This window comes from Pseudarthrobacter sp. DSP2-3-2b1, from assembly GCF_049895945.1.
In the GTDB taxonomy this organism is placed as follows: Bacteria; Actinomycetota; Actinomycetes; order Actinomycetales; family Micrococcaceae; genus Arthrobacter.
Genome location: NZ_JAFCTI010000002.1, coordinates 373597 through 398805 on the forward strand (window position 1 = coordinate 373597; position 25209 = coordinate 398805).

Sequence of the window (25209 nt, forward strand, 5' to 3'; positions counted from 1 at the left end):
TAGCTGCGGTTCTCTGCCAATCTATGCCTTCAAAGGAGAAGTTTCATGGGTATGTCAAAACCACGTCGCCTCGGTGCAATTGCCGCCGCGACCCTCTCTGCACTGATGCTCGCTGCCTGCGGCGGCTCAGGCGGGTCCGCGGGCCAAACTTCCGGAGCAACGCCCGGCAAGGTGGACGGCACCGGTAAGACGCTCAACGTTTTGATGAACGTCACGTCCCAGTATCCCCAGGAGCAGCAGGCCTGGTTCAAGGAGATGGGCACCAAGTTCAAGGCGGAGACCGGAGCCGACATCCAGTGGGAAACGTTCGCTACCGCCAACGATGAGATGACCCGGATCCAGACCTCTGTGGTCTCCGGCCAGGGCCCGGACGTGTACGGCCTTGGCACCACATTCACGCCCACGGCATATTCCACCGGAGCCTTTGTGAAGCTGGGGGACAACGAGTGGAACCAGCTCGGTGGCAAGGACAAATTTGTCCCCGCGGCCCTTGGTATTTCCGGCCCGGACGAGGCAAACCAGATCGGGATCCCGTTTGTAAGCCGGCCGTTTGTGATGGCCTACAACACCGAACTGCTTGCTGCTGCCGGGATCGAGAAACCGGCCACCACGTGGGACGAGTTCACGGAGCACGCCAAGAAGCTCACCAAGGGTGACCAGTACGGCATCGCGGTGGCCTACAAGGACAACTTCGACCCCTGGAAATACATCTGGGGCATGTCCATCCAGGCCGGCAACCCCATCATTGACGGCAGCAAGGTCCGCATTGATGACCCCATCACCAAGAAGGCCTACGAAACCTACTTCGGCTGGGTGACCAAGGACAAGGTGGTTGATCCCTCCTCGGTGGGCTGGGCCAACCCCCAGGCACTTGCTGCCTTCGCCGCCGGCAAGGCTGCCTACTTCCCCATGACGTCACCGTTGTCCATCCCTGCACTGGATGCCTCGGCCGTCAAGGGCAAATACAAGTACGCCCTGATGCCCACCGTTCCCCCGGGTGAGAGCTCCAACCCGTCCGACGGAAAGCCCGCCGCCAGCATCCTTTCCGGCGACAACCTCGTGGTAGCCGACTACTCCAAGCAGAAAGACCTCGCCTTCGCGTTCGTCAAGATGATCACCGAGAAGGACGTCCAGCTCAACTACTTCAAGGTCTTCGGCCAGCTTCCCGCCAACCAGGAAGCCGCCAAGGAACTGGAGACCAATGAGATGATCGCGCCGGCACTTGAATCAGGCGCCAAATCAATTGCTACGCCGTTCAGCGGGGCCTGGGGCGATGTCCAGCTGTCCCTGACCAACGTGGTTGTTCAGTCCATTCCGGACCTCTCCTCAGGTTCCGTCAGCGATTCCAACCTCGCCCAGCGTCTCAAGGACGAGCAGTCCAAGTCGCAGACAGCATTGGACCGGGCCAAAAAGTAAGACCGACCGAACACCTCCGGAAGGTTAAGACACATGGCTAGCAGCGTTACCGAGCCCCGGCCGTCGGACAGCAGTCCGGCGGCCGGGGCGGCCGCCGGACCCGGCGCAGAGAAAAATCCCAAGCGCCGGAAAGGCCTGAGCGAGCGCAACCGGCCGCTTTGGCTCCTGATTCCGGGCGGACTCCTGATGACCATCGTCATCCTCGTCCCCCTTGCCATGGGCATCTGGATGTCCCTGATCGACCTCGATCAGTACACCCTTCGCCAATGGGTCAGTGCCGAGTTCATTGGCATCCAGAACTACATTGAAGCTGCAATGAGCAGCGATCTGCTCCGCTCCATCTGGCTTTCGGTTTCCTTCGCGGTGATCTCCACAGTGGTGACCATCCCGCTGGGCGTGGCTGCCGCCGTCGTTACCCAGAATGCCTACCGTGGCCGTGCCCTGGTGCGTTCCATTTTCCTCATCCCCTACGTCCTGCCTTCGTTTGTGGTGGCAAGTGTGTGGCGGACCATGCTGCAGCCCGATGGCATCGTCAATGTCACGCTGAACAACATGGGAATGGACGGCGGGCTGTGGCTCAACGGACCCAGCTCGTACTGGACCCTGGTGTGGGTGGAAATCTGGGCGGCCTGGCCGTTCATTTACCTGCTGGCGCTCTCCGGCCTGCAGGCGGTGGACCACGAGGTCCACGAGGCATCGGCCCTGGATGGGGCTCTGTGGTGGAACAAGCTGCGGTACGTGATCTTCCCCTACCTCAAGGGTCCGGTCTCGCTCGCCTTCCTGCTGGCCACGTTGAACCACATCAACAACTTCACGCTCCCGTATGTGCTCTTTGGCGCACCGGCGCCCGCGGACGTGAATGTGCTGCCCATCCTGGTCTACGTCACCAGCTTCCAGAGCTTCCGGTTCGGGCTCAGCGCCGCGATGGCAGTGGTTTCGCTGATCCTGATCGCCATTCCGCTCTTCATCTACCTGCGCGCAGTCCGGCTTGATGTGCACGAAGGAGGAAAAAAATGACCGTCGACGCCGCAAGTCCGATCCAGCAACAGAAGAAACAGCCCATCCGTCGTGACGCAGCCCTTGAAGTCACCCGGCTCATGCCACGTCCGCTGCTGGCCATCATCACGGTCCTGCTGTGCGCCCTGGTCCTTACCCCCATCGCATACATCTTCCTGGCCTCACTGAACACGGATGTGGGCGTGGCCAGCGGAGAGTTCTGGCCCAGCTCCTTCTCCTTGGACAGCTACAGCAAGATCTGGGACTCGGTGGGGCTGGCCAAAGCAATCGGCAACAGCCTGATTGTTTCCGGCGCCACTGCAATTGTGTCAGCCATCATGGCAATCGGAACGGCCTACGTCCTGGTCAGGTTCTCCTTCTGGGGGCGCCTGACCGTGCTGCGCGGGTTGCTGGGCCTCCAGTCAATTCCGGGAACCCTCATGCTGCTGCCGGTGTTCGTGCTCTTCTCCTCCGCGGGCACCTACCTGGGCGTGACAGTGATTGGCACACTCTGGGGCCTGTTCATCGCCTACCTGACGTTCGCCCTGCCGTTCTCAACGTGGGTCATGGTCACCTACCTCCGCGGCCTGCCGCGGGAGCTCGAAGAAGCGGCCCGGATCGACGGCGCCTCGAATATCGGCATCCTGTTCCGGATCATCATTCCGCTGAGCTGGCCCGGGATCATCGTTTCCGCCATCTTCGCGTTCCTGCTGGGCTGGAATGACGTGCTGTTCGCGTCTGTGTTCACCCGCCCGGACACCCACACGGCCGCAGTTGCCCTGCAGGTGTTCGCCTCCGCCGTCGAGGGTGGCGCCATCCCGGTCTATTCGCAGCTGATGGCCGCCGCCCTGGTCTGCGCCGCTCCCGTAGTGGTGCTGTACTTCATGTTCCAGAAGTACCTCGTTGGCGGCCTGACGGCAGGCAGCGTCAAGTAAGAACACCACACCGCTTAACGCGTCAGGCCCGGGTTGGATACTCTCCCCCGGGCCTGACGCGTTCCTCCGCCACGGTGCCGCCTCTTTCAAACGGACGCCGCTTCGTGTCTTAAGGCGCTGATTCTCCGCGGTCCTGGCCCGATTCCGGCTGGGCCTTGGGCTGGTCGGCGGCGGGCTGAGCCGGGGCCGGCCCGCTGGAGGCTGGCTGGTCCGTCACCCTCACGCCGTACTGGGGGCGGCCGTCGGGAAGATCGGGGTAGCGGACTGCAGCGGGCGCTTTGGCGGGCTGGGCGGAAGCACTGTCCTGCTGGACATGCTGCTGCCCGGCTTCTGCAGCGGCAGGATTGCTGGCACCCTGCTGCCCGTAGGGATCGTTCCAGCTGGCGGGCCGGACCGGCGCCTGGCCCTGCTGGGGACCGGGCTGGCCCTGCTGGGGACCGGGCTGGCCCTGGTTGCCGGGCTGGCCCTGGTTGCCGGGCTGGCTGCCCTGCGCGTCCTGCTGGCCGGGCTGGCCGTAGGGCTGGTTCTGGTAGCCCGGAGCACGGTAGGCGCCAGTGGCCGCATCGGAGCGGGTCATGGGCAACTGCTGCAGGAGCCGGCGCGCCTCATGGGCGGCTTCCGGTGACACCACGACGTCGTAGTTGGTGGCCACCACCTGGCTGGTAGACGTGAAATCACGCTTCCCGCGCTGCATGGCATAGGTGACAATGCCGAAAAGCATAAAGAAGGCCGCCCCCATCAGCACGGATGCCAGGATGGAGAAGTAGCCCGGCGACGGGGCGAAGAAGGACAGCATCACGCCAACAAAGAGGCCGAACCACATGCCGCTGAGCGCACCGGAGAGGGCCACCCGGGGGTAGCTGAGGCGGCCGGTCACCCGCTCCACCATCTTCAGTTCGTTGCCAACAATGGACACCATGTGAACCGGGAACTGCTGGTCGGCAAGGTAGTCCACCGCCTTCTGGGCATCCAGGTAGGAGTTGTACGAACCGACGGTGTCACCGGAGGGAACCATGCGGGCGTCGTCCGGCGCATTGGCGCCGCCGGCCTTGGGAGCACCAAAAATGTTTGACATACTCCCATTCTTGCCCATCTGCATGTGCGCCGCCTGTAATTCAGCTAAAAGTGAGCAGACTCGGTAGCCTGTAGAGGTGAGTACAACTCCTACACGCGTGTTTGTGGCGCGCCTCCTGGGTCTGGACGTCTTCGACCCCCTCGGTGACCGGCTGGGCCGGCTGCGTGATGTTGTTGTGCTCTCACGCGGAAGCCGCGGCGCCCCGCACGTGGTGGGCATCGTCGTCGAAGTTCCGGGCAAGAAGCGGGTCTTCGTGCCCATGACCCGCATCACCTCCATCGACCAGACGCAAATCATCTGCACCGGCCTGGTGAACCTGCGGCGCTTCGAGCAGCGCGGCGCGGAAACGCTCGTGGTCGCGGAAATGTTCGATAGACGGGTCACCCTCAGGGACGGCAGCGGCGACGCCACCATTGAAGACATCGCCATGGACCAGCACCGCTCCCGCGACTGGTTCGTCAGCAAGCTGTTTGTCCGCCGTGGCCATTCCCTGTCCCCGCTAAGCCGCCTGCGCCGAAACGAAACCCTGATCATCGACTGGGCCGACGCCCTCCAGGGTGCCCGGACCGAACCGCAGGCCGCCACCCAGTTCGTGGCCACGCACGAGGACCTCAAGCCCGCGGACTTCGCCGAGGCGCTGCAGGAAATGAGCGACAAACGCCGCTTCGAAGTTGCCAGCGAGCTCCAGGATGAAAGGCTCGCCGACGTCCTCCAGGAGCTCCCGGAAGACGACCAGGTGGAAATCCTCTCCGCCCTTGACGTCCAGCGCGCGGCCGATGTCCTCGAGGAGATGGACCCGGACGACGCCGCCGACCTCCTCGGCGAACTGCCGTCCGCCCAGGCGGAAGAACTGCTGCAGCTGATGGAACCCGAAGGCGCCGAGGACGTGAGGCGGCTGCTCGAGTACGACGAAGACACAGCGGGCGGCCTGATGACCCCGGTGCCGGTCATCCTGCCCCCGGAAGCTACCGTGGCTGAAGCACTGGCACACGTCCGGCGCGAAGAGCTCTCCCCTGCGCTGGCGTCGTCGATCTTCATCACCAGGCCGCCACTGGAAACCCCCACCGGTCGCTTCCTTGGCGTGGTCCACATCCAGCAGCTCCTGCGGTTCCCCCCGTTCGAGCCACTGGGCAACCTCGTGGACAAGAACCTTGAGCCGTTGTCGGACCAGGCCCACATCAGTGAAGTGGCCCGCACCCTGGCAACCTACAACCTGAACTCCCTGCCTGTGGTCAACGACGCCGGCCGGCTTGTGGGGGCGGTGACTGTTGATGACGTTTTGGATCATCTGTTGCCGGATGACTGGCGTGCCTATGATGGCGAAGCCCCGATAAGAAAGCTGGGAGGCCGCATTGGCTGATAGCGGCGCTCCAAAGAATCCGGGCCGGCGGTCCCCGGCCAAGAATGCGGACAAAGGCGGGCTGGACACCCCGCTGAGCGGCCGCCAGCGCATCCTGCCCAAGTTCTCACCTGATCCGGACGCGTTCGGCCATGCCACCGAGGGTTTCGCCCGGTTCATGGGCACCCCGCAGTTCCTGGTGTACATGACGGTGTTCGTTGTGGTCTGGCTGGTGTGGAACACGTGGGCGCCGCAGGAGTGGCAGTTCGATTCGCGCCTCCTCGGCTACACGCTGCTGACACTGATGCTCTCCCTGCAGGCCTCCTACGCGGCCCCGCTTCTGCTGCTGGCCCAAAACCGGCAGGACGACCGCGACCGCGTGTCACTTCAACAGGACCGGCAGCGCGCTGAGCGGAACCTGTCCGACACCGAGTACCTCACCAGGGAGCTGGCATCGCTCCGGATCGCCCTGCGCGAAGTGGCCACCCGTGATTACGTCCGGGCCGAACTGCGCTCGCTCCTGGAGGACCTGCTGGAGGCACAGGAGGAGCTCCGGACCCACGATCCCGCCGGCGCGGGAACCCACGAGTCCCCGCGTGAAAAGGTCAAGGAAAAGCTCAAGGAAAAGCGTGACAAGCAGCGGAACCCCCGCACGCAGCAGATTCCGAAGGTCAAACCAAGCCATGCAGCGTACCGGGATGAGAGCCCCACTGACGCCGCCGTCAAGGATGCGGCCCTCACCGAGGCGGCCGGCACAGAAGCTGCCGGCACAGAAGCTGCCCGCAGGGACCAGGTCCACAAGGATCCCGGCGCCCCCAAGCAGCCCCCAATCCCGGAAAGCTGAGCCCTGCACAAAATGAGTCCCACATTGGAGCAGTCAGTCAACGCTGCCCTTGCCACCGTGATCGATCCCGAGCTGCGCCGTCCCATCACGGAGCTTGGGATGGTGGATTCGGTGCAGATTTCCGACGACGGCCGCGTCAGCGTGGCTGTCCTGCTTACCATCGCCGGCTGCCCCCTCAAAGACACCATCACTGCTGACTCCGAAAGGGCGCTGTCCGCAGTTCCCGGCGTGACCGCCGTCGAGGTTGAACTGAAAGTGATGAACCAGGCGCAGCGGGATGCGCTGAAGGAACAGCTGCGCGGGGCCGGCGCCCAGCGCGGGATTCCCTTTAACGAGCCGGGCTCCCTCACCAAGGTGTTCGCCGTGGCCAGCGGAAAGGGCGGGGTCGGCAAGTCCTCCGTCACCGTCAACCTGGCCTGCGCCCTGGCAGCCCAAGGCCTGCGCGTGGGCATCGTCGATGCCGACGTCTACGGTTTCTCCGTCCCCGCCCTGATGGGCATCACCCAGGCGCCCACCCGCGTGGACGATATGATCCTGCCGCCGGTCGCCTACGGCGTCAAAGTCATCTCCATCGGCATGTTTGTGACCGGAAACCAACCGGTCGCGTGGCGCGGACCAATGCTCCACCGTGCCCTGGAGCAGTTCCTGACCGACGTCTATTTCGGTGACCTCGACGCCCTCTTTCTTGACCTGCCGCCCGGCACCGGTGACATCGCCATTTCGGTCGCCCAACTGCTCCCCAAGGCGGAGATCCTGGTGGTCACTACGCCGCAGGCAGCGGCAGCCGACGTCGCCGAGCGGGCCGGTGCGATCGCTACTCAAACGGGGCAGTCTGTGGCCGGAATCATTGAAAACATGTCATACCTGGAGATGCCCGACGGCGGCAGGATGGCTCTGTTCGGAAGCGGCGGCGGCGCCGTCCTCGCCGAGAGGCTCACCGCCACAGTTGGCGCCGAGGTGCCGCTGCTGGGCGAAATTCCGCTGGACATCCTGCTGCGGGAGGGCGGCGATGCCGGGATGCCCATCGTCCTCGGCCGGCCGGAGACTCCGGCCGCCGTCGCGCTGGCCGGGATTGCCGGCAAACTGGCGGCCAGGCCGCGTGGACTGACAGGGATGAAGCTCGGCCTGCAGCCGCGCTAAAAAGTGCAGCCGCGCCAAGGACAGCCGCGCTAAAGGGCCGGCCTAGGTGGCTTCGGTGTCGAAAGGTGCCGCTTCGCCCGGGGGCAGGACCTGGACCGCCCGTTCAGGACGGGCGGAAGCTGCTGCGGCTCCGCCGGCGGCAACAGCGGCTGCGCCGGAGACAGCCGCAACAGCAGCAGGTGCCCCGGAGCTGACAGGCTTCGAGTCGTCGTCCAGGAGGGCTTCCTTGATGATGCGCCGAGGATCGTACTGGCGGGGATCATATTTCTTCCAGTCGACATCATCGATGTCGATCCCCACTTCTTCCTTGATCTGCTCGCGCGCACCTGAAGCCATGCGGCGGACTTCCTTCACCAGATTCGCGAGTTTCTGGGTGTATTCGGGCAGCCTTTGGGGGCCGATCACGAGGATGCCTATGAGCAGCAGTAGGAAGAACTCCGGGCCGTTGATACCAAACACTTTAGGAAGATTACCCTCTCCGAAGCCCCACTGACGATTCCTGTCCACGGGCAGCAGACGCGCCCGCGATCACGGCCCGAGCATTTCTCCGATTTTACGGATTCCCCGTTCAAGCCGCGCCGTTGGAGATTCCCCGGGGGCGGTGGCCTGCGCGGAGGCAGGCCCGGCGCTGACCCTGGCATTGATGCCCTCGGCAGCCAACTCGCTGAGCTTCTGGAGCAAGGGAACGGCGTCATCCGCCTTCTCCGCGGGAAGGTCAGACGTCACCAGGAACGTCCCGGCGGCGGTCTCATAGGTAGCCGTCCAGGGAGCGCCGTTGCTGACCAGCAACTGGCCCACGCTGCGGCCCGGCTCCGCGGAGTGCTGTTCGACGATGGTGGCGTAGTGCTGTCCGTCCGACAGGTGCAGTTCCACCGCCGGCCGGCCGTTGTGCGTCACGGCTTTGGCGGTCTGGAGCTTGAAGCCGAGCGATTCCAGCCCCGGACACACCCAGCCCTCGGAGCGGAGGGCTGACAACTGGGGTTCACTGAGCGCCCTCCCGTCCGCCGGTAGCCGGGCAGTGTGCTGGACCAGGCTGCCGTTCATAGCCGTCGCAGTAACAGGGAGGGCGTCTCCCGCCAGCGCGAACGCGCTGATGGCAAGGATTCCGGCAGCGGCCGCGGTACCGCCGGCAGTCAAAGCCAGGACCCTGGCGGCAGGATGCTGGCCTGTGGCAGGCTCCGGGGCGGCAGCGAGCACTTCGGTCCTGGCCAGCAGGCGTGCGGTCAGGTCATCGCTTGCCTGCGGCACAGGTGCTTCCCTGAGCCGCTCAATGTACTGGCGTTCGCGATTCAACGTTGCGGCGCACTCCGTGCAGGTCCGCAGGTGGTCGGCGCCGCGGTGGTGCCGGCGGCCAAAGGGGTTCTGGGGCGACATGGTGCCGATCAGAGGATGCTGGCGATGCGGGGCAGAGACAGCTTTGGCTTCCGGGCCTGCTGCGGGCGGGGATCACGGTGGGCCAGCTTTTCGCGCAGCATGGTGCGGCCGCGGTGGATGCGGGAACGCACGGTCCCCAGTTTCACGCCGAGGGCGGCTGCAACTTCGTCGTAGGACAGGCCTTCCAGATCACAGAGGACGACGGCGGCGCGGAAGTCCGGGGGCAGCTCCTCGAGGGCTGCCTGGACATCGAGATCGAGATTATTCAGTTCGAAGCTCTGCTCAGGTCCGGGCTCCCGGCCGGGAATCCGGGACTCGGCATCCTCCGCCAGGGCGTCGAACCGGATGCGGCTCTTGCGGCGTGCCTGGTCCAGGAACAGGTTGGTGGTGATTCGGTGGAGCCAGCCATCGAGTGTGCCGGGCTTGAAGTTCTCAAGCGAGCGGAAAACACGGACGAAAACTTCCTGGGTGAGGTCTTCGGCGTCGAACTTGTTGCCGGTCAGCCGGTAGGCAAGGCGGTAGACCTTGGCGGAGTGGTTGGCCACCACTTCTTCCCATGTGGGCCTGACCCATTCGGTGGCGGTATCTTGTGTTGCAGGGACAATTGCCACGCCTGATGCTGACATCGTCCACTCCCCTCGTGCATTTGCTGACGCCCGGATACTTGTCATCTCTGGTTCGGCGCCGGCCGCCTTGCGGATGACCGGATACTAATCATTTCAAAATTGGCTGGGAATTACCTGACCGGGGTTGTTTTCAGCCAAAGGCGCAACTGGTGACCTTCCGGGATGGTACGCGCGGACCCAGTAGGCTGTACTAAACACTCCCCTGCCGCCCAGAAAGCGAATCCCCCATGAGCGCCGACAAGTCCACGAGCTGGTCCTACGCAGAAGATCTGCCCGTCGACGATGAGGTCATGCTGAGGGCGAGGGAGCGTTCCTTCGAACTGGGCGTGACGCCGATAGGCCCGGGCGTCGGAGCGGTCCTGACGGTGCTTGCTGCGGGGTCGAAGGCCCAGACCGCCGTCGAAATCGGAACCGGGGCGGGCGTTTCGGGCGTGTGCATCCTCAGGGGCCTGGGCCCGCAGGCCGTGCTGACCACCATCGACGTTGATGTGGAGCATCTTAAGGCCGCCCGGGAGGCGTTTTCCGAAGCCGGCAGCCCGGCCAACCGCACACGCACCATTTCCGGACGCGCGGGCGATGTGCTGCCCCGGCTGACTGACGCCGCTTATGACCTCGTGTTTGTCGACGCTGACAAGCCCGGGCTGCCCGGCTACGTTGAACAGGGAATCCGGCTCCTGAAGGCGGGCGGGCTCCTGATCATCAACGACGCCCTGGACAAGGACCGTGTTGCCAACCCGGCTGCCCGGGACGCCAACACGGTTGTACTCCGCCAGGTCGGTAAAACCATCCGCGACGACGACCGCCTCGCCTCGGCGATGCTGCCCACCGGCGATGGACTGTTGGTAGCAGTCAAGAAGTAGAAACACCACAGGGCCCGCAGCTTGCAGCTGCGGGCCCTGTCACGTCACGGGATTTATTCGGTAACGCCTACGAGGCATTCCTTGAGGTTTGCCGCTTCCGCCGCGTTAAGTTCAACAACCAGGCGTCCGCCGCCTTCGAGCGGAACGCGCATGATCAGGCTGCGGCCCTCTTTGGTGACTTCCATAGGGCCGTCGCCGGTGCGTGGTTTCATAGCCGCCATGAGGAATTTCCCCTCCATTTAGTCCCAGGACATAGCAGCCCGGGCGGGCTGTGTCCGCATGGTCATATCAAGCCGCTATGGCGGCCCGTACTGATGCCGCCATGGCTGAACATTTCTGAATGATTTTGTCCTTGCTTACTAACTATTATCCCGTAATTACCCGTACGTAGCTAATCGATGGACATTTCCGGCCGCGTCGCATTCTCCGAATGACCCGACCGCGGGCGCACGGGATCACGGTGGATAATCACCGCCGCCCGGCAAAGGCGCCCATGCCCACAGCCAGACAATCCAAACGATCTGGAGCAGGACAAACATGGTCATGACCGTCCCCCGGTAGGCGCGGGAGCGGGACAGCAATGCGGCGCCGAGAGCCAGCGGGAAGAGCGGAAGCAGCATTCGAAACGTGCTCGTCTGTGGGTGCAGGAATAGGAGGAGGTAACCCATATAGCAGGCACACCACAACCGGAGCTCGACGCCGAGCCTGACTACTGGCGGAGAAAACAGCGTGAGTCCAAACAGGGCGGCAAAAACAAAGGGTGCCAACAATCCCAGGACAGGCCCGAAGAGGTCAGCGCCGGTATCGAACCACGGCTTGAAGGGCACAAGATCGTGCCCGCGCCACACCGTTTCGGTCTTGGTATACGCCTCGATGTCGCCGGTGGCAGCCCAGGCCGCCGCCGGCCACAGCAAAGCCGATACACCACAGACGGCGGTGAGGCCGGCCAGCGATGTCAGCTCACGGATACCGGGGGTGGAAGCCGGCTGAGTATCCCGGAGGCGTTCCACCAACCGCAGGATAAAAAGGAGCCCCAGCATTAGTGCAAAGGGAACACCCACCGGGCGTGAAAGGCACAACAGAATAACCACCGGCATCGCCCAGAGGTAGCGGTGCCTGATGACCAACAACAGCGCAATGGCGAGCAGGAATATGGTCAACGGCTCCGCGTAAGGCACCTGGAGAATAGCGGACACGGGAAAAGCCGAAAAGAATGCAACCCCCCACAGGGCTGTACCGTGCGGTGCCTTGTGCCGGAAAAGGCTGTAGACCGCCAGCGCTGCTGCCAGGCCGGAAGCCATGGCGATGACCGTCAGCGATGCCGCCGGAACCAGCCCGGTGAGCCCGGACAGCGCCCGCGCCAGGGCTGGAAAGAGCGGGTAGAACGCCCAGGCATTTTCCTGCACATTGCCGGCATCGTCCGTGGGAAGGACGGACGGGTAGCCGTCGGTAACGATCCGCCCGTACCAACGTGCGTCCCAGATATTGATGAAGTTCCAGTAGTCAGGCGTCGGGGGAAACCAGGGGTTGGGGCCCTGGTGAAGCGCTGCAGCCATGAAAATGCAGGCACTGACCAGCCGGGAGACGGCATAAAGTACGCCGACCTGCAGCCACCACGGCCAGCGTTGGAGGGCACTGGCGGCGCGGACGGCCACAGCGGCGGCCGAGGCTCTTGGGCCTGTCCGGTCGCCGGTGTCCGTGCTCATGTGCCGGACTCCGGCCGGGCGGCGCGCTCTGCGTCATGTTCGGCAACAACGCGTTCAGCAACAGCGCGTTCGGCCTCCGCCAGGCGGGCGCGGAGCCTGGCCACTTCATCGTCCTTGGCAGCGAGCTGATCGCGCAGTTCGTCCAGCACCTGGTCCACCTGGTCCATGCGGTACCCCCTGAGCCCCAGGGAAAAGCGGACCCGATCGATGTCAGCCGGGGCAGCAACAGCGGGGAGCAACACGGGCGGGAGGTTGGCTGGGGGCTGTCCGAACCCGCCGAACAGGAGCCCCCCTTCCGGTGATTCCCCTCCGGCGACGGGCGCAGCGGCAACGTCGTTTCCGGCGTCGTCCGTTCCCGTAGCGGGCACAGCGCTCCGGCGGAAGCGCCGGAGAATGCCGCGGCGGCCACCGGTGCCGGCCCATAGAGTGGCGCCGATCAGCACAATGGCGAGGAAGACCAGGAAAAAACTCACAGAATCCATCGTGCCAGATCCCGATGGGCAGCCGGCGCGGGCCGGCTATTCAGGCCGTTGCTCTCCATTGAGCGAGGGCGTAATGCCTTCGTGCAGCACCCGCTCCACCGCTTCAGCAGGATCATCAACGAGTTGGATCAGGTCAAGGTCCTTTTCGGAGACCATGCCTTCAGCCACCAGAGTGCCGCGGATCCATTCGATCATTGGACCCCAGAAGTCGACACCAAGCAGCACGATCGGAAAGGAGGTCACTTTGCGGGTCTGGACCAGGACCATTGCTTCGAAAAGTTCGTCCAGGGTGCCCAGTCCACCCGGCAGGACGATGAATCCCTGGGCGTATTTCACGAACATGGTCTTTCGTGCAAAGAAGTAGCGGAAGTTGATTCCGAGGTCCACCCACTGGTTCAGGCCCTGCTCAAAGGGCAGTTCAATGCCCAGGCCAACCGACACGCCGTTCCCCTCCACGGTGCCGCGGTTGGCGGCCTCCATGGACCCGGGCCCGCCACCGGTAATAACTGCCACGCCGGCGGCCGCAAGATGCCGGCCAACCTCGACGCCCATTTCGTAGTACTGGCTGCCCGGCTTTGTCCTGGCTGACCCGAAGACACTGACGGCCGGCCCCAGGTCCGCCAGGGCCCCGAAGCCCTCAACAAACTCGCTCTGGATCCGCATGACCCGCCAGGGGTCGGTGTGGACGAACTGACCGGGGCCCTTGGTATCAAGCAGATGCTGGTCAGACATTTCCACGGCAGCTTGCTTACGACGAAGTTCGAGGGGACCCTTGCGGCGCGGCTGGGAAGTTTTGGCCGGATCTGCGTTGATGCTCATCTCCCAAGGCTAGACCCACCGCCGGGCTGGCGGCGGCAGGTATCTCTTGAATCACGATCCGCGCGACTTTGTGGTGATTCACCTCATAAACAGGCATTGTTCGCTAGATTCTTCTTATGACTACTCCTGTGCCTGGCGACGCGCTCGTCTCCCTGAATGGTGTGAATAAGCATTACGGTCAGCTGCACGTTCTTAAAGACATCAATCTCCATGTCCGCAAGGGCGAAGTTGTTGTTGTTATCGGGCCGTCGGGCTCCGGCAAGTCCACGCTGTGCCGTGCCATCAACCGCCTGGAAACAATTGAGGGCGGCACCATCAGCATCGATGGCAAGGTGCTGCCCGAAGAAGGCAAAGAGCTTGCGCAGCTCCGCGCGGATGTCGGCATGGTCTTCCAGTCCTTCAATCTCTTCGCGCACAAGACCATCCTGGAAAACGTGACGCTGGGGCCCATTAAAGTCAAGGGCGTGCCCAAGGCGCAGGCGGACAAGGAAGCCATGGCGCTACTGGAGCGGGTGGGCGTGGGACACCAGGCGCCCAAGCTCCCCGCGCAGCTCTCCGGCGGTCAGCAGCAGCGCGTAGCAATCGCCCGGGCCTTGGCCATGAAACCCAAGGTCATGCTTTTTGATGAACCCACCTCGGCGCTGGACCCCGAAATGATCAACGAAGTCCTTGACGTCATGATCCAGCTGGCAAAGGAAGGGATGACCATGGTGGTGGTCACCCACGAGATGGGCTTCGCGCGGAAGGCTGCGGACCGCGTGGTCTTCATGGCCGATGGCCAGATCGTCGAAGACGCCACGCCGGAGGAATTCTTCACCAACCCCAAGAGTGAACGCGCCAAGGACTTCCTGTCCAAACTGCTGACCCACTGAATACCCATCAACGAACACACACTCCAGTTCGCATCCAGGCCGTGACCCACGGCCGATCAATGAAAGGAATGTCATGAAGGCATTTATGACACGGCGGAAGTCGTTCTTCGTGGCGGCTACCGCTGCCCTGGCTTTGTCCCTGAGCGCTTGTGGCGGCGCCACACCCGGCACCACCGACGACCCCACGGTTGCCGAGAAGCCGACCTTCGCTGCAGGCACCACCATGGAGAAGCTGGCCTCGGCCGGCACCATCAAGATCGGCACCAAGTACGATCAGCCGCTGTTCGGCCAGGTCGGCCTTGATGGCAAGCCGGTGGGCTTCGACGTAGAGATGGGCAAGCTCATTGCCGCCAAGCTGGGTATCGCCGCAGACAAGATCGAGTGGTCCGAGACCGTTTCCGCCAACCGCGAGCCGTTCATCGAACAGGGCAAGGTGGACCTGGTCATCGCGACCTACACCATCAACGACAAGCGCAAGACCGTTGTGGACTTTGCCGGTCCGTACTACGAGGCCGGTCAGGCACTGATGGTGAACAAGGACAACGACACCATCAAGACGCCCGAAGACGTCAAGGGCAAGAAGGTCTGCTCCGTCACCGGTTCCACCCCTGCGGGCACGATCGTTGACAAGTACGGCGCCGAACTGGTTCCTGCAGCGACCTACTCTGCCTGCCTCGAACCGCTGCGCAACAAGCAGGTCGAAGCCATCACCACAGACAACGTGATCCTCGCCGGCTTCGTGGACAAGGAGCCCGAAGCCTTCAAGCTGGCCTCGGACGAAACCTTCACCAAGGAGCCTTACGGCATCGGCCTGAAGAAGGGCGATACCGAGTTCCGCAACTGGATCAACGACCAGCTGGAGGCATTCGACAAGGACGGGTCCTACAAGAAGGCTTGGGAGGCCACGGCGGGCACCGTCATCAAGACGGCCCCGGCTCTCCCCGAAATCAACCGCTACTAACCAGCGCAGATTAACCGCTGCTAACCGGCGCCTGCGGTTGCCGGAACGGAGCTTTCAGCCCCGTCCCGGCAACCGTTTCCCCGTCTTCGCCCCCAACGCCCAGAGCCGAAGGATCCTATGGAAGTCATCATTGAAAACCTCCCCCTGTACTGGGAAGGCCTTCTCCGCACTCTTTTCCTGTCCGTCGTCTCCGGGATCATCGCAATGGTTGTCGGAACACTCCTGGCAGCAGCGCGTGTCTCCCCCGTTGCAGCCCTCCGGGGTTTCAGCACTGTTTACGTGGAAGTCCTCCGGAACACGCCGCTGACCATTGCATTCTTTTTCGCAGCGATCGTCCTGCCCCGCCTCGGTGTGACATTTGAGCAGTTTGAGGTCGCTGCCATCATTGCCCTCAGCGCCTACACAGCCGCCTTCATTGCCGAGGCCGTCCGCTCCGGCGTCAACAGTGTTCCCATTGGCCAGGCGGAAGCGGCACGGAGCATCGGCATGAAGTTCGGCCAGGTGCTCTCCCTCATCATCCTGCCGCAGGCCCTCCGGACGGTGATCCCGCCGTTGATCAACATCATCATCGCCCTCGTCAAGAACTCTTCAGTGGCCGGCGCCTTCTTCGTCCTGGAACTGTTTGGCTACGGCCGCCAGATGGCCAATGCCAACGGCGACCAGGTCATGGCCGTGCTGCTCGGCGTGGCATTCTTCTATCTGCTCCTCACCATCCCGCTAGGCATCCTGGCCAGCACGGTGGAGCAAAAGGTGGCGATTGCCCGATGACTTCAGTCCTTTACGACGTCCCCGGCCCGAAAGCCCGCCGGATATCGCTGATCGGTTCGATCATCGGAACCGTGCTGATTCTCGGCCTGCTCGCCTTTATCATCATGACCCTTGCCCAGCAGGGCATCTTTGAAGGCCGCCGCTGGGCCATCTTCACCCGGGCCGACGTGTGGCGGCTCCTGGCCAACGGAATCGGCGCCACGCTCAGCGCCGCAGCCATTGCCGCAGTCATCGCGTTCCCGCTTGGGCTGATGCTCTGCCTGTTGCGGATCTCCCTGGTGGCCTGGATCCGGATCCCTACCCGCGTGGTCCTTGAGTTCCTGCGCGGCATGCCGGTTGTGCTCATGATGCTGTTTGTCCTACTCGTGTTCGGCACCAGCTCCTTTGTCGCCGTGATTGCCGGGCTGGTCCTGTACAACGCGGCCATCTTCGCGGAGATCATCCGGGCCGGCATCCAGTCACTGCCCAAGGGCCAGCGGGAGGCGGGCCTGACCATCGGCCTGACCAGCTTCCAGTCCCGGATGCTCATCGAACTGCCCCAGGCAGTCCGCCGGATGATGCCGTCCCTGGTGGCCCAGCTCGTGGTCCTCCTGAAGGACACGTCGCTTGGCTATATCGTCGCGTACGGCGAGCTCCTCCGGGCAGTCCAGGTCATGGCCGACTTCCTCGGGAATGCGTTCCTGTTCCCGATCTTCTTCGTGGCCGCTGCCATCTACATTGCGATCAACATCGTCGTTTCCCGGATCGCAGTCTGGATCGAGCGCCGCGGTTCAAACAAGGCGGCAGGCGGTGTCGCGAAGGCGCCTACCGCCGTCGTCGCACCGGAACTGCCTGAAGTGAAAGAACCCAAGTAAGACCGCCCAACGCATCAACAGAAGGATCCGCCGCCTCCAGGCTGCGGATCCTTCTGTTTTTTCTCAATCAGGCGGTGAGCCAGCTCCGCAGCGCCCGGAGGCATTCACGGATGGCGGCCGCCTCAACGTGCTCGTTGTCCTTGTGAGCCAACAGCGGATCGCCGGGGCCGAAGTTCACGGCCGGGATGCCCAGTTCGCTGAAGCGCGCGACGTCGGTCCAGCCGTACTTGGGCTTGGGTTCAGCACCAACCGCGGCTACAAAGGAGGCGGCAGCAGGGTGGTTCAGTCCCGGCCGGGCGCCGGCGGCCGCGTCCGTCCGGACCACCTCGAAGCCTTCCAGCAGTTCCCGGACGTGCGCTTCTGCCTGATCGGGGGACTTGTCCGGCGCGAAGCGGTAGTTGATTTCCACCACGCAGCGGTCCGGGATGACGTTGCCCGCTGTGCCGCCGTTGATCTTTACGGCATTAAGGCTTTCCCGGTAGTCCAGGCCATCGACGTTGATGGTCCGTGGTTCGTAGGCTGCAAGGCGGGCAAGGATGGGTGCCGCAGCGTGGATGGCGTTGCTGCCCATCCACGCCCGGGCCGAATGTGCGGCCTCCCCCACGGTGGTGGCTTCGAAGCGGCTGGTGCCGTTGCAGCCACCCTCCACGGTGCCGTGCGTCGGCTCAAGGAGGATGGCGAAGTCGCCGTCCAGGAGATGCCCGTGATTGCGGACCAGGCGGCCCAGACCGCTCTTCACCGCTTCCACTTCCTCATGGTCATAAAAAACAAAGGTGACGTCCCGCGTTGGTGACGCCCCGCCGTCGAACATTGTGGCCGCCAGTGCGAGCTGGACTGCGACGCCGCCCTTCATGTCCGTGGCTCCGCGCCCGTAGAGGACGCCCTCCCCCGGAGTGCCTGACTCCCAGGTGGAAGGCACCGTGCCGCGGGCGCCTTCGGTAGTGGGGAGCGGCACCGTGTCCAGATGGCCGGCGAGGATGACCCGCTCCGGGAGCCCCAGTTCGGTGCGGGCGATGATTGAGTCGCCGTCGCGGACGACCTGAAGGCCCGGGATGCTCCGGAGTGCCGCGTCGACGGCGTCAGCCAGTTCCGTTTCGTTCCCGGACACACTGTTGATGTCCATCACGGCTGCGGTGAGCAGGGCCACGTCCTGGCGGAGGTCCAATGGCGCGGTCAGGGACTTGGGAGCAGTTTCGGCAGTCACGTTGCCAGTCTAGTTCGAACCGGATGCCCGGCTCTCGCTAGACTGGGGCCATGACTGAGACCGCTACTTCTGCCGTGCCCGAAAACCAGAACACCACCACCGAGGACCGCTCCGCCTACGGTTTTGGGCTGGCGACCATCGCCACCGGCGCCGCCGGGGCCACCATTCTTGACGTTTGGTTCCCCGCGCCGGCCTTGGGAGTCGCGGCCGAAAAGCTGCGCACTGTGGAAAATGCGGACGAAACGCTCCTTCAACTCGCCGAGAACGGCGCAGACCCGGACCGCGGGACTGAGCAGAAAGTGATCTTCGTCCAGATCAATCTTGATGAGGCGCCGGCTGACACCGCTGACGCCTACCTGCGGCTGCACCTGTTTTCCCACCGCCTGGTCAAGCCCAACACCATCAACCTGGACGGCGTCTTCGCCAAGCTGCCCAACGTGGTCTGGACCAACTTCGGGCCCGCCGCGGTAGAGGGCTTCGAACTGACCCGCGCCAGGCTTCGCCGCCGCGGCGCCGTCACCGTCTATGGGATCGATAAGTTCCCCCGCATGGTGGACTACGTGGTGCCCACCGGTGTCCGCATCGCCGACGCCGACCGCGTCCGTCTGGGCGCCCACCTGGCAGAAGGCACCACCGTGATGCACGAAGGGTTCGTCAACTTCAACGCGGGCACGCTGGGCACATCCATGGTTGAGGGCCGGATCTCGGCCGGTGTGGTCACCGGTGATGGCAGCGATGTGGGCGGCGGCGCATCGATCATGGGCACCCTCTCCGGAGGCGGCAAGGAAAAAATCTCCATCGGCGAACGCGTCCTCCTGGGCGCCAACTCCGGCGTGGGCATCAGCATCGGCGACGACTCGGTAGTGGAGGCAGGACTCTACGTCACCGCCGGAACCCGTGTCCGCGTTCCCGGCCCGAAGGACGAGGTCGGCGAAGACACCACTAAAATCGTGAAAGCCGCAGAGCTGTCCGGAGTCCCCAACCTCCTGTTCCGCCGCAACTCCACCACCGGCGCCGTGGAAGCGCTCCCGCGCAAAGGCCAGACCGTGGAGCTTAACACCGCCCTCCACGCTAACTGACCGGCGGTGGCACGTGGACGTGGTGCACGGCGCTTTGCCGTAGTCCTCCTAACGCTGGCGCTGGTGGGCGGCGGCATCTATACAGCGGTGTCTTTCCTGCAGCGCTCCGAAACCCTGGTGACGGAGCGCTGCACGGCCGACGTCGGTACACAGGTCGCGGAGCTTGCCACCGACCAGGCGGGTAACGCCGCCCTGATAACGGCCGTGGCCGTGCAGCGCGGGCTGCCGCCGCGGGCTGCCAGCATCGCCCTGGCTACCGCCATGCAGGAGTCCAAGCTGCGCAATATCAATCATGGCGACCAGGCCGGCCCCGATTCGCGTGGGCTGTTCCAGCAGCGGCCCTCTCAGGGGTGGGGCACCGAGGCGCAGGTGATGGACCCCGTGTATGCCGCCAACGCCTTCTACGATGCCCTGGTGAAGATACCTGGCTACGAGTCGCTGGAGATCACCGACGCCGCCCAACGCGTCCAGCGCTCCGCGTACCCCCTGGCGTATGCCCAGCACGAGGACATGGGCCGCTCCTTTGCTTCAGGCCTGACCGGGCAGACCCCGGAATCGGTGCAATGCACTCTCCGCGCTGCGCAGGAGGCCGGCCTCCCCTCGGCAGTCGAGGCCGGGCTTGCCGTGGCGTACGGGCCGCTGGGTACGTTCGCCGAGGGTGAATCGCTGGTGGTTGAAGCCAGCGGCAGTCAGGCCTGGTCTGTTGCCCACTGGGCAGTGGCCAATGCCAAGGACCTTTCCATCACCCGGGTTGATGTTGCCGGCAGGAGCTGGGAGCGCCAGGCTGAAGACGGCTGGCGGGAGTCCGAGGCCGCCGATGGCCAGGTCCGGATCACGGTGGCACCCGCCGGCACCTGACCCGCCGCCAGGAGGACAGCGTCCGCCAGCACGGCACAGGGGTCAGGACGGCACAGGCGTCAGGACGGCACAGCGTGCCTAGGCCAGGATCTCCACCACCGGCTGCACGTAGCTGCGGAAGAGCTCCGGCTGGGACATGAGCTCGTGGCTCATGATGATCTTGTCCGGCTCCAGGTACCAGGCCCGCTGCTCATCCAGCGGCAGTTCAATGATGGTCAAGTTGAAGTCGCGGGCTTTGCGGCCCACCTCCAACAGCCGGTCACCCACAAGGTCCCCGAGCATCTGGTCCGATCCGCTGGCCACGCGTTCCGCTTCAAGCCGGGCGTATTCACTGCGGCGTTCCCGGGCCCAGGTCAGGGCCGCACCGAAGTGTGCCTGCAGGACGCGCTGGAGCGCTGGGGAATTGCCGAACGCCTCGAATTCCGGCGGGGTAAGCTCCGGCGATGTCTGTGGGTAAGCCTTCAGCAGCTGTTCCCACCAGGCTTCCCATTCGGTCTTAAGTGCGCTCAGCCCGCCTACCTCGGCGGTGAGATGTGCGTGGTCTGCAGGCCGGATTTTGGGGGCAGCGTGCGACAACGCTGGGTGGCCGGCGCCGTCGAGGCCTGCCGTGTCCCGGACAAATAATGCAATCATCATCGGCCCGGACGTATCCGTGGTGATCTGCCAGCCGGAACCGCCAGTTTGATTCATCCTTATTCCTCCCGGTGACCTGCCCGATCCGGCGTGGTTGGCCGGCTCCGCTCCCCCGCCTCCCAGTCTATTCCCGAAGCCGCCGTACGTGTCCCCGGAAGGACCATCAAGGCGTGGGAACAGGCAGGCCGGCCAGGTGCCGCTCCAGGACGTCGCGGCACATCGCTGCCGTCATCCATTCCGGCTGCAGGAGGGCGTGCATGCACAGCCCGTCAATCGTTGCCAGCAGCCGCTCGGCCTCGACCACCAGCGGGTGCTGCCCGTCGCCGTCGTCCGTCACTACCGCAGTGACCACCTGCCCGACAACCGCTGCCACCTCACGGTGGCTTCGATCGGCAACAGGGGCCAGGTACGGACGGATCCTGGCGGCGTTCCGGAATGCCATCCAGACGCAGACGTCCACCGCACGTTCTTCATCCAGGGGCAGGAATTCACCCAGCAGGGTTAATACGGCTTCGCGGCGCTGAACACTGGCTGGCGTGCTCTCCGTAACGGCCGGCAGGGCGGCCTGGAGCCGAGCCGTTATGCGCTCCACCACCGTGGCAAAGGAGTGAAGAAGGAGTTCCTCGCTGCCGGCAAAGTAGTGCCGCACGGATCCCACCGCCAAGCCGGCTTCGTCTGCCACCTCCCGCAACGATGCCCGCTCCAGCCCGTCCACGGCGATGATCCGGAACACGGCTTCGACAATGTCTGAGCGCCGGGCCGCGGCATCAACTATTTTGGGCACCCTTATTATTTAGCACACTTGTGCGATAAACCGGGGATCAGGTGCTTAACGGCGCCGGCCGGTCACCTTTGCGGAGAAGGTGACCGGCCGACGTCGTTATTCAGTTGGTTTGGGTCAGCGCACCGGGTAATCGCGCTCGGGTTCGCCGATGTACAGCTGGCGCGGGCGTCCGATCTTGGTGTTGGGATCGCTGATCATTTCACGCCACTGGGCGATCCAGCCCGGCAGGCGGCCGATAGCGAACAGCACGGTGAACATCTTCTCCGGGAAGCCCATGGCCTTGTAGATCAGGCCGGTGTAGAAGTCCACGTTCGGGTAGAGCTTGCGCTGGATGAAGTAGTCATCATTCAACGCCTTCTCTTCCAGGCGCAGGGCGATCTCGAGCAGTTCGTCGTTGCCGCCGAGCTTGGTGAGGATCTCGTGGGCCGTGGCCTTGACGATCTTGGCGCGGGGATCGTAGTTCTTGTAGACGCGGTGTCCGAAGCCCATGAGGCGGACGCCGTCTTCCTTGTTCTTGACCTTCTCCATGTAGTCCTCGGGCTTGGTGCCGTCGGCCTGGATCTGGCGGAGCATCTTCAGGACCGCTTCGTTGGCGCCGCCGTGGGCGGGGCCGAACAAGGCGTTGATTCCTGCGGAGACAGACGCGAACAGGTTGGCGTTCGAGGATCCGACCAGGCGCACCGTGGAGGTGGAACAGTTCTGCTCGTGGTCAGCGTGCAGGATGAGCAGGAGGTCCAGCGCCTTGGCGATCACCGGGTCCACTTCATACTGTTCGGCGGGAAGGCCGAAGCTCAGGCGCATGAAGTTTTCCACGAGGTTGTGGGAGTTGTCCGGGTACAGCATGGGCTGGCCAATGGACTTCTTGTGCGCGTACGCGGCGATGACCGGCATTTTGGCCATCAGGCGGATGGTGGAGACCTCCACCTGCTCGGCGTTGAAGGGGTCCAGCGAATCCTGGTAGAACGTGGACAGCGCCGAGACAGCGGATGACAGGACCGGCATCGGGTGTGCGTCGCGCGGGAAGCCGCTGAAGAAGCCCTTGAGCTCCTCGTGCAGCAGGGTGTGGCGGCGGATCTTCTGATCGAACTCTTCCAGCTCGGTGGGGCTGGGCAGGTTGCCGTAGATCAGGAGGTAAGAGACCTCGAGGAAGCTGGAGTGCTGTGCCAGCTGCTCGATGGGGTATCCGCGGTAGCGCAGGATTCCGGCATCGCCGTCGATGTAGGTGATAGCGGACGTGGTTGCTGCGGTGTTCATGAAGCCGGGGTCAAAAGTGACTGCGCCCGTCTGCTTGAGCAGCTTGGAAACGTCGTAGCCTTCGTTTCCTTCAACAACCTGAATGCGCGGGAGCTTGAGCTCGCCACCTGCGTGGTGCAGGGTTGCGCTGTTGGTCTCAGTCATGGAGTCCCCTTCATGAGGCGTCTGGGCCTCTGTCGAAAGCTTGATCCAACATCCGGTGAGCCGTGCGCCGCGCCCTGTTCGTTCAGGAATACAACACCCGGGCTGCCATCTTGTAGAAAGCCACCATTGATAGTCACTTAAAAAGTACCGCCCCACGGCGCATGCCACTAATCGGCGACGGCGGAAATGCCCGCAAAAGGCCGCGATTGTGGTGCGAGTCACACCTTTGTTACGGGGCTGAAGCCAGCCGGGCGACTGCTGCGTCGATCCGCTCGTCAGTGCCGGTCAGCGCAACGCGCACAAACCCGTTGCCGGCCTCGCCGTAGAACACTCCCGGCCCCACGACAATGCCGAGCGATGCGAGACGATCCACGGTTTCCCACGTGCTCTCCCCCGCGGTGGACCATAGGTACAACCCGGCGTCGGATTCCTTGATCTCCAGCCCGAAGGCCTGCAGTGCGGGCAGCAGGCGTTCCCGGCGTCCGCGGTACAGGTCCTTTTGCGCATTGACATGGGCGTCGTCGCCCAGGGCCACACGCATGGCCTCCTGCACAGGGTACGGAACGATCATGCCCGCGTGCTTCCGGCTGTTGACCAGGTTGGCCATGATCACCGGATCGCCGGCCACGAAGGCGGCGCGGTAGCCGGCAACGTTGGACTGCTTGCTCAGCGAGTAGACGGCCAACAGCCCGTCATGGGAGCCGCCGGCCACGCGGGGGTCAAGGACGCTGGGCACCTGTTGGCCGCCGCGCTGGGCGTCCCAGGTGCCCCAGCCGAGCTCGGCGTAGCATTCGTCAGACGCCACCACGGCACCGATTTCCCGCGCCTGCGCCACCAGGGCCTTCAGCGACTCAACATCCCGGACACTGCCGGTGGGGTTACCCGGTGAATTGACCCAGATCAGCCGGACGCGCGAGCGGGTGGCTTCGTCCAGCTCCTCAAGGTTGTCCGTTGCCACCGACGTGACCCCCGCAAATGTGGCGCCGATGTCATAGGTGGGGTAGGCAACTTTGGGACGGACGACGACGTCACCCGGTTTCAGTCCCAGCAGCAGCGGAAGCCACGCCACCAGTTCCTTGGAACCGACGGTGGGCATGATGTCCTTCGGGTCCAGTCCGGAAACGCCGCGGCGCCTCTCGAACCAGGCCGCGATCGCTTCCCGCAGCGGGACGGTGCCGTGGACCGTGGGGTACCCCGGGGCATTCGCTGCGGCCCTCAAGGCCTCCTGGATCAACGCAGGAGTCGGGTCCACCGGAGTGCCGATTGAAAGATTCACGGCCCCGCCAGGGTACTCCGAAGCCTTGGCGAGGTACGGTGCCATGGCCTCCCAGGGGTAGTCGGGCAGGCTCAGGCCAAAGCTGTTCACGGCTGCGGTCAACGGTGGGCCCGGGTCAGTCTTGGTTCTGCGGCGGCAGGGCGGCGATCATCGGGTGGTCCTTGCCCGTGTTGCCGATCTTGGCGGCGCCACCGGGCGAGCCCAGGTCATCGAAGAACTCCACGTTGGCCTTGTAGTAATCGGCCCATTCTTCCGGAGTGTCATCCTCGTAGTAGATGGCCTCCACCGGGCAAACCGGCTCGCAGGCGCCACAGTCGACGCACTCATCCGGATGGATGTACAGGGAACGCTCACCCTCATAGATGCAGTCAACGGGGCATTCCTCAATACATGCCTTGTCCTTGACATCTACACACGGCTGCGCGATTACGTACGTCACGTCCCTGGCCTCTCCACGATTTTCCGGCATCCGCCGGCACTGAATCCGGCACGTGGCCGGACTGTTGACTTCTGAGCCTATTATCTCCCGGCCCGTTCCCGCGAACCTAGCCGGCCCACTTAGTATGAAGTGGTGAGTCTCACCGCGCCATCGCCTGCCGAATTCCTGGCGTCCGCTTCCCCGGGAACCCGGGTGGTGGTCCGGTACCGGATCGAAGGCGGGCTGACCGACGCGCTGGGACTGCTGGTGGGAACCGCCGGCGGCGACTGCACCGTCCGCACCCGGCAGGCCGACGTCGTAATCCCCCTGGAACTGGTGGTGGCGGCCAAGGAAGTGCCGCCCGCTCCCCCGCGGCGCCGTCCCCGCAGCTGAATTCCACAACGCGGCTGAATTCCACAACGCGGCTGCCTTCGGGCAAAAAGAAACTGCCGGTACGACGGCGGGTATCCCGCCTGCCGTACCGGCAGCCCT

At 64.1% G+C, this 25209-nt stretch carries 28 protein-coding genes; 14 read left to right on the plus strand and 14 right to left on the minus strand.

Annotation, left to right across the window (positions count from 1 at the left end; genetic code table 11):
- Nucleotides 1-45: 45 nt before the first annotated feature.
- Genes ACP7AX_RS04265 through ACP7AX_RS04275 form a run of 3 tightly spaced genes read left to right on the plus strand, consistent with a single transcriptional unit; the run spans nucleotide 46 to nucleotide 3347 of the window.
- Nucleotides 46-1416 carry an ABC transporter substrate-binding protein gene (locus ACP7AX_RS04265; protein ID WP_426225514.1) on the plus strand — a complete coding sequence of 457 codons (1371 nt, stop codon included), beginning with the start codon at nucleotides 46-48 and terminating at the stop codon, nucleotides 1414-1416.
- Nucleotides 1417-1449: 33 nt separating this feature from the next.
- Nucleotides 1450-2433: an ABC transporter permease subunit gene (locus tag ACP7AX_RS04270; protein ID WP_131682758.1), complete on the plus strand. Its 984-nt coding sequence runs from the start codon at nucleotides 1450-1452 to the stop codon at nucleotides 2431-2433.
- A complete protein-coding gene (locus ACP7AX_RS04275; RefSeq protein WP_131682759.1) occupies nucleotides 2430-3347 on the plus strand; it encodes an ABC transporter permease subunit in 918 nt (305 codons plus the stop codon). The genes ACP7AX_RS04270 and ACP7AX_RS04275 overlap by 4 nt, the downstream gene beginning before the upstream one ends.
- Before the next feature lie 109 nt (nucleotides 3348-3456).
- Here the strand turns inward: ACP7AX_RS04275 and ACP7AX_RS04280 are convergent, their stop codons facing one another.
- Complete coding sequence (locus ACP7AX_RS04280) at nucleotides 3457-4422, minus strand: general stress protein (protein ID WP_426225515.1); 966 nt, start codon at nucleotides 4420-4422, stop codon at nucleotides 3457-3459.
- Nucleotides 4423-4498: 76 nt separating this feature from the next.
- On the opposite strand from ACP7AX_RS04280, the gene ACP7AX_RS04285 reads away from it, so the two are divergent.
- Genes ACP7AX_RS04285 through ACP7AX_RS04295 form a run of 3 tightly spaced genes read left to right on the plus strand, consistent with a single transcriptional unit; the run spans nucleotide 4499 to nucleotide 7745 of the window.
- Nucleotides 4499-5782, plus strand: a complete 1284-nt coding sequence (locus ACP7AX_RS04285; RefSeq protein ID WP_131682761.1) for a magnesium transporter MgtE N-terminal domain-containing protein — start codon at nucleotides 4499-4501, stop codon at nucleotides 5780-5782.
- On the plus strand, nucleotides 5775-6605 hold the full coding sequence (locus ACP7AX_RS04290) for a DUF1003 domain-containing protein (RefSeq protein WP_426225516.1): 831 nt from the start codon (nucleotides 5775-5777) through the stop codon (nucleotides 6603-6605). The genes ACP7AX_RS04285 and ACP7AX_RS04290 overlap by 8 nt, the downstream gene beginning before the upstream one ends.
- Nucleotides 6606-6617: 12 nt before the next feature.
- Nucleotides 6618-7745, plus strand: coding sequence for an Mrp/NBP35 family ATP-binding protein (locus tag ACP7AX_RS04295; protein ID WP_426225517.1), 1128 nt, complete (start codon nucleotides 6618-6620; stop codon nucleotides 7743-7745).
- Nucleotides 7746-7787: 42 nt separating this feature from the next.
- Here the strand turns inward: ACP7AX_RS04295 and ACP7AX_RS04300 are convergent, their stop codons facing one another.
- The 3 genes from ACP7AX_RS04300 to sigE form a co-directional block, all read right to left on the minus strand.
- Complete coding sequence (locus ACP7AX_RS04300) at nucleotides 7788-8204, minus strand: Sec-independent protein translocase TatB (RefSeq protein WP_426225518.1); 417 nt, start codon at nucleotides 8202-8204, stop codon at nucleotides 7788-7790.
- A 69-nt stretch (nucleotides 8205-8273) separates the two neighbouring features.
- Complete coding sequence (locus ACP7AX_RS04305) at nucleotides 8274-9119, minus strand: anti-sigma factor (protein WP_426225519.1); 846 nt, start codon at nucleotides 9117-9119, stop codon at nucleotides 8274-8276.
- A gap of 8 nt (nucleotides 9120-9127) precedes the next feature.
- A complete protein-coding gene (gene sigE, locus ACP7AX_RS04310) occupies nucleotides 9128-9745 on the minus strand; it encodes an RNA polymerase sigma factor SigE (RefSeq protein WP_426225520.1) in 618 nt (205 codons plus the stop codon).
- Between the two features lie 227 nt (nucleotides 9746-9972).
- On the opposite strand from sigE, the gene ACP7AX_RS04315 reads away from it, so the two are divergent.
- Entirely contained in the window at nucleotides 9973-10605 is a 633-nt protein-coding gene (locus ACP7AX_RS04315) for an O-methyltransferase (protein ID WP_426225521.1), read from the plus strand.
- 53 nt (nucleotides 10606-10658) lie between these two features.
- Here the strand turns inward: ACP7AX_RS04315 and ACP7AX_RS04320 are convergent, their stop codons facing one another.
- From ACP7AX_RS04320 to ACP7AX_RS04335, 4 genes are all read right to left on the minus strand, one after another.
- Nucleotides 10659-10826, minus strand: a complete 168-nt coding sequence (locus ACP7AX_RS04320; protein WP_009357720.1) for a DUF3117 domain-containing protein — start codon at nucleotides 10824-10826, stop codon at nucleotides 10659-10661.
- A gap of 234 nt (nucleotides 10827-11060) precedes the next feature.
- A complete protein-coding gene (locus tag ACP7AX_RS04325; RefSeq protein ID WP_426225522.1) occupies nucleotides 11061-12311 on the minus strand; it encodes a hypothetical protein in 1251 nt (416 codons plus the stop codon).
- Nucleotides 12308-12784 (minus strand): DivIVA domain-containing protein, encoded by a 477-nt coding sequence (locus ACP7AX_RS04330; protein WP_426225523.1) that lies wholly within the window; start codon nucleotides 12782-12784, stop codon nucleotides 12308-12310. Before ACP7AX_RS04330 ends, ACP7AX_RS04325 begins: the two co-directional genes overlap by 4 nt.
- Before the next feature lie 45 nt (nucleotides 12785-12829).
- On the minus strand, nucleotides 12830-13612 hold the full coding sequence (locus tag ACP7AX_RS04335; RefSeq protein ID WP_131682768.1) for a TIGR00730 family Rossman fold protein: 783 nt from the start codon (nucleotides 13610-13612) through the stop codon (nucleotides 12830-12832).
- Nucleotides 13613-13728: 116 nt separating this feature from the next.
- Between ACP7AX_RS04335 and ACP7AX_RS04340 the strand changes: the two genes are divergently transcribed.
- The 4 genes from ACP7AX_RS04340 (at nucleotide 13729) to ACP7AX_RS04355 (ending at nucleotide 17067) form a co-directional block, all read left to right on the plus strand.
- Complete coding sequence (locus ACP7AX_RS04340) at nucleotides 13729-14484, plus strand: ATP-binding cassette domain-containing protein (RefSeq protein WP_131682769.1); 756 nt, start codon at nucleotides 13729-13731, stop codon at nucleotides 14482-14484.
- A 73-nt stretch (nucleotides 14485-14557) separates the two neighbouring features.
- The gene (locus ACP7AX_RS04345; RefSeq protein WP_131682770.1) at nucleotides 14558-15445 is read left to right on the plus strand and encodes a transporter substrate-binding domain-containing protein; all 888 of its coding nucleotides are present in this window, start codon (nucleotides 14558-14560) and stop codon (nucleotides 15443-15445) included.
- A 117-nt stretch (nucleotides 15446-15562) separates the two neighbouring features.
- Nucleotides 15563-16213: an amino acid ABC transporter permease gene (locus ACP7AX_RS04350; protein WP_426225524.1), complete on the plus strand. Its 651-nt coding sequence runs from the start codon at nucleotides 15563-15565 to the stop codon at nucleotides 16211-16213.
- The gene (locus tag ACP7AX_RS04355) at nucleotides 16210-17067 is read left to right on the plus strand and encodes an ABC transporter permease subunit (protein ID WP_131682772.1); all 858 of its coding nucleotides are present in this window, start codon (nucleotides 16210-16212) and stop codon (nucleotides 17065-17067) included. Before ACP7AX_RS04350 ends, ACP7AX_RS04355 begins: the two co-directional genes overlap by 4 nt.
- Nucleotides 17068-17134: 67 nt before the next feature.
- Here ACP7AX_RS04355 and dapE read toward each other — a convergent pair whose 3' ends face one another.
- Complete coding sequence (dapE, locus tag ACP7AX_RS04360) at nucleotides 17135-18271, minus strand: succinyl-diaminopimelate desuccinylase (RefSeq protein ID WP_131682773.1); 1137 nt, start codon at nucleotides 18269-18271, stop codon at nucleotides 17135-17137.
- A 50-nt stretch (nucleotides 18272-18321) separates the two neighbouring features.
- Here dapE and dapD point away from each other — a divergent pair, with 50 nt between their 5' ends.
- Together dapD and ACP7AX_RS04370 are read left to right on the plus strand one after the other, a co-directional pair.
- Nucleotides 18322-19350, plus strand: a complete 1029-nt coding sequence (gene dapD / locus ACP7AX_RS04365) for a 2,3,4,5-tetrahydropyridine-2,6-dicarboxylate N-succinyltransferase (RefSeq protein ID WP_131682774.1) — start codon at nucleotides 18322-18324, stop codon at nucleotides 19348-19350.
- 6 nt (nucleotides 19351-19356) lie between these two features.
- Nucleotides 19357-20208, plus strand: a complete 852-nt coding sequence (locus ACP7AX_RS04370; protein ID WP_131682775.1) for a hypothetical protein — start codon at nucleotides 19357-19359, stop codon at nucleotides 20206-20208.
- Nucleotides 20209-20286: 78 nt separating this feature from the next.
- Here ACP7AX_RS04370 and ACP7AX_RS04375 read toward each other — a convergent pair whose 3' ends face one another.
- The 5 genes from ACP7AX_RS04375 to fdxA all read right to left on the minus strand — a co-directional run bounded on the left by ACP7AX_RS04375 (nucleotide 20287) and on the right by fdxA (nucleotide 24738).
- The gene (locus tag ACP7AX_RS04375) at nucleotides 20287-20898 is read right to left on the minus strand and encodes a hypothetical protein (RefSeq protein ID WP_426225525.1); all 612 of its coding nucleotides are present in this window, start codon (nucleotides 20896-20898) and stop codon (nucleotides 20287-20289) included.
- Nucleotides 20899-21004: 106 nt separating this feature from the next.
- The gene (locus ACP7AX_RS04380) at nucleotides 21005-21625 is read right to left on the minus strand and encodes a TetR family transcriptional regulator C-terminal domain-containing protein (protein WP_131682777.1); all 621 of its coding nucleotides are present in this window, start codon (nucleotides 21623-21625) and stop codon (nucleotides 21005-21007) included.
- Between the two features lie 114 nt (nucleotides 21626-21739).
- The gene (locus ACP7AX_RS04385) at nucleotides 21740-23023 is read right to left on the minus strand and encodes a citrate synthase (RefSeq protein WP_108598205.1); all 1284 of its coding nucleotides are present in this window, start codon (nucleotides 23021-23023) and stop codon (nucleotides 21740-21742) included.
- A 229-nt stretch (nucleotides 23024-23252) separates the two neighbouring features.
- Nucleotides 23253-24401, minus strand: a complete 1149-nt coding sequence (gene dapC, locus ACP7AX_RS04390) for a succinyldiaminopimelate transaminase (protein WP_426225526.1) — start codon at nucleotides 24399-24401, stop codon at nucleotides 23253-23255.
- A 13-nt stretch (nucleotides 24402-24414) separates the two neighbouring features.
- Nucleotides 24415-24738, minus strand: a complete 324-nt coding sequence (gene fdxA, locus ACP7AX_RS04395) for a ferredoxin (RefSeq protein ID WP_108600463.1) — start codon at nucleotides 24736-24738, stop codon at nucleotides 24415-24417.
- Nucleotides 24739-24870: 132 nt separating this feature from the next.
- On the opposite strand from fdxA, the gene ACP7AX_RS04400 reads away from it, so the two are divergent.
- Nucleotides 24871-25110 carry a hypothetical protein gene (locus ACP7AX_RS04400; RefSeq protein WP_426225527.1) on the plus strand — a complete coding sequence of 80 codons (240 nt, stop codon included), beginning with the start codon at nucleotides 24871-24873 and terminating at the stop codon, nucleotides 25108-25110.
- The last annotated feature ends 99 nt before the right edge of the window (nucleotides 25111-25209 follow it).

What these genes read in the sequence shown, in the direction of transcription:
- ACP7AX_RS04275 (WP_131682759.1), top strand. Translation starts at nt 2,430, where the DNA reads ATGACCGTCGACGCCGCAAGTCCGATCCAGCAACAGAAGAAACAGCCC.
- ACP7AX_RS04355 (WP_131682772.1), top strand. Translation starts at nt 16,210, where the DNA reads ATGACTTCAGTCCTTTACGACGTCCCCGGCCCGAAAGCCCGCCGGATA.
- sigE (WP_426225520.1), bottom strand. Translation starts at nt 9,745, where the DNA reads ATGTCAGCATCAGGCGTGGCAATTGTCCCTGCAACACAAGATACCGCC.
- ACP7AX_RS04270 (WP_131682758.1), top strand. Translation starts at nt 1,450, where the DNA reads ATGGCTAGCAGCGTTACCGAGCCCCGGCCGTCGGACAGCAGTCCGGCG.
- ACP7AX_RS04280 (WP_426225515.1), bottom strand. Translation starts at nt 4,422, where the DNA reads ATGTCAAACATTTTTGGTGCTCCCAAGGCCGGCGGCGCCAATGCGCCG.
- dapD (WP_131682774.1), top strand. Translation starts at nt 18,322, where the DNA reads ATGACTGAGACCGCTACTTCTGCCGTGCCCGAAAACCAGAACACCACC.
- ACP7AX_RS04265 (WP_426225514.1), top strand. Translation starts at nt 46, where the DNA reads ATGGGTATGTCAAAACCACGTCGCCTCGGTGCAATTGCCGCCGCGACC.
- ACP7AX_RS04345 (WP_131682770.1), top strand. Translation starts at nt 14,558, where the DNA reads ATGAAGGCATTTATGACACGGCGGAAGTCGTTCTTCGTGGCGGCTACC.
- ACP7AX_RS04325 (WP_426225522.1), bottom strand. Translation starts at nt 12,311, where the DNA reads ATGAGCACGGACACCGGCGACCGGACAGGCCCAAGAGCCTCGGCCGCC.
- ACP7AX_RS04320 (WP_009357720.1), bottom strand. Translation starts at nt 10,826, where the DNA reads ATGGCGGCTATGAAACCACGCACCGGCGACGGCCCTATGGAAGTCACC.
- ACP7AX_RS04305 (WP_426225519.1), bottom strand. Translation starts at nt 9,119, where the DNA reads ATGTCGCCCCAGAACCCCTTTGGCCGCCGGCACCACCGCGGCGCCGAC.
- ACP7AX_RS04350 (WP_426225524.1), top strand. Translation starts at nt 15,563, where the DNA reads ATGGAAGTCATCATTGAAAACCTCCCCCTGTACTGGGAAGGCCTTCTC.
- ACP7AX_RS04335 (WP_131682768.1), bottom strand. Translation starts at nt 13,612, where the DNA reads ATGAGCATCAACGCAGATCCGGCCAAAACTTCCCAGCCGCGCCGCAAG.
- ACP7AX_RS04340 (WP_131682769.1), top strand. Translation starts at nt 13,729, where the DNA reads ATGACTACTCCTGTGCCTGGCGACGCGCTCGTCTCCCTGAATGGTGTG.
- ACP7AX_RS04295 (WP_426225517.1), top strand. Translation starts at nt 6,618, where the DNA reads ATGAGTCCCACATTGGAGCAGTCAGTCAACGCTGCCCTTGCCACCGTG.
- ACP7AX_RS04375 (WP_426225525.1), bottom strand. Translation starts at nt 20,898, where the DNA reads ATGAATCAAACTGGCGGTTCCGGCTGGCAGATCACCACGGATACGTCC.
- ACP7AX_RS04315 (WP_426225521.1), top strand. Translation starts at nt 9,973, where the DNA reads ATGAGCGCCGACAAGTCCACGAGCTGGTCCTACGCAGAAGATCTGCCC.
- ACP7AX_RS04385 (WP_108598205.1), bottom strand. Translation starts at nt 23,023, where the DNA reads ATGACTGAGACCAACAGCGCAACCCTGCACCACGCAGGTGGCGAGCTC.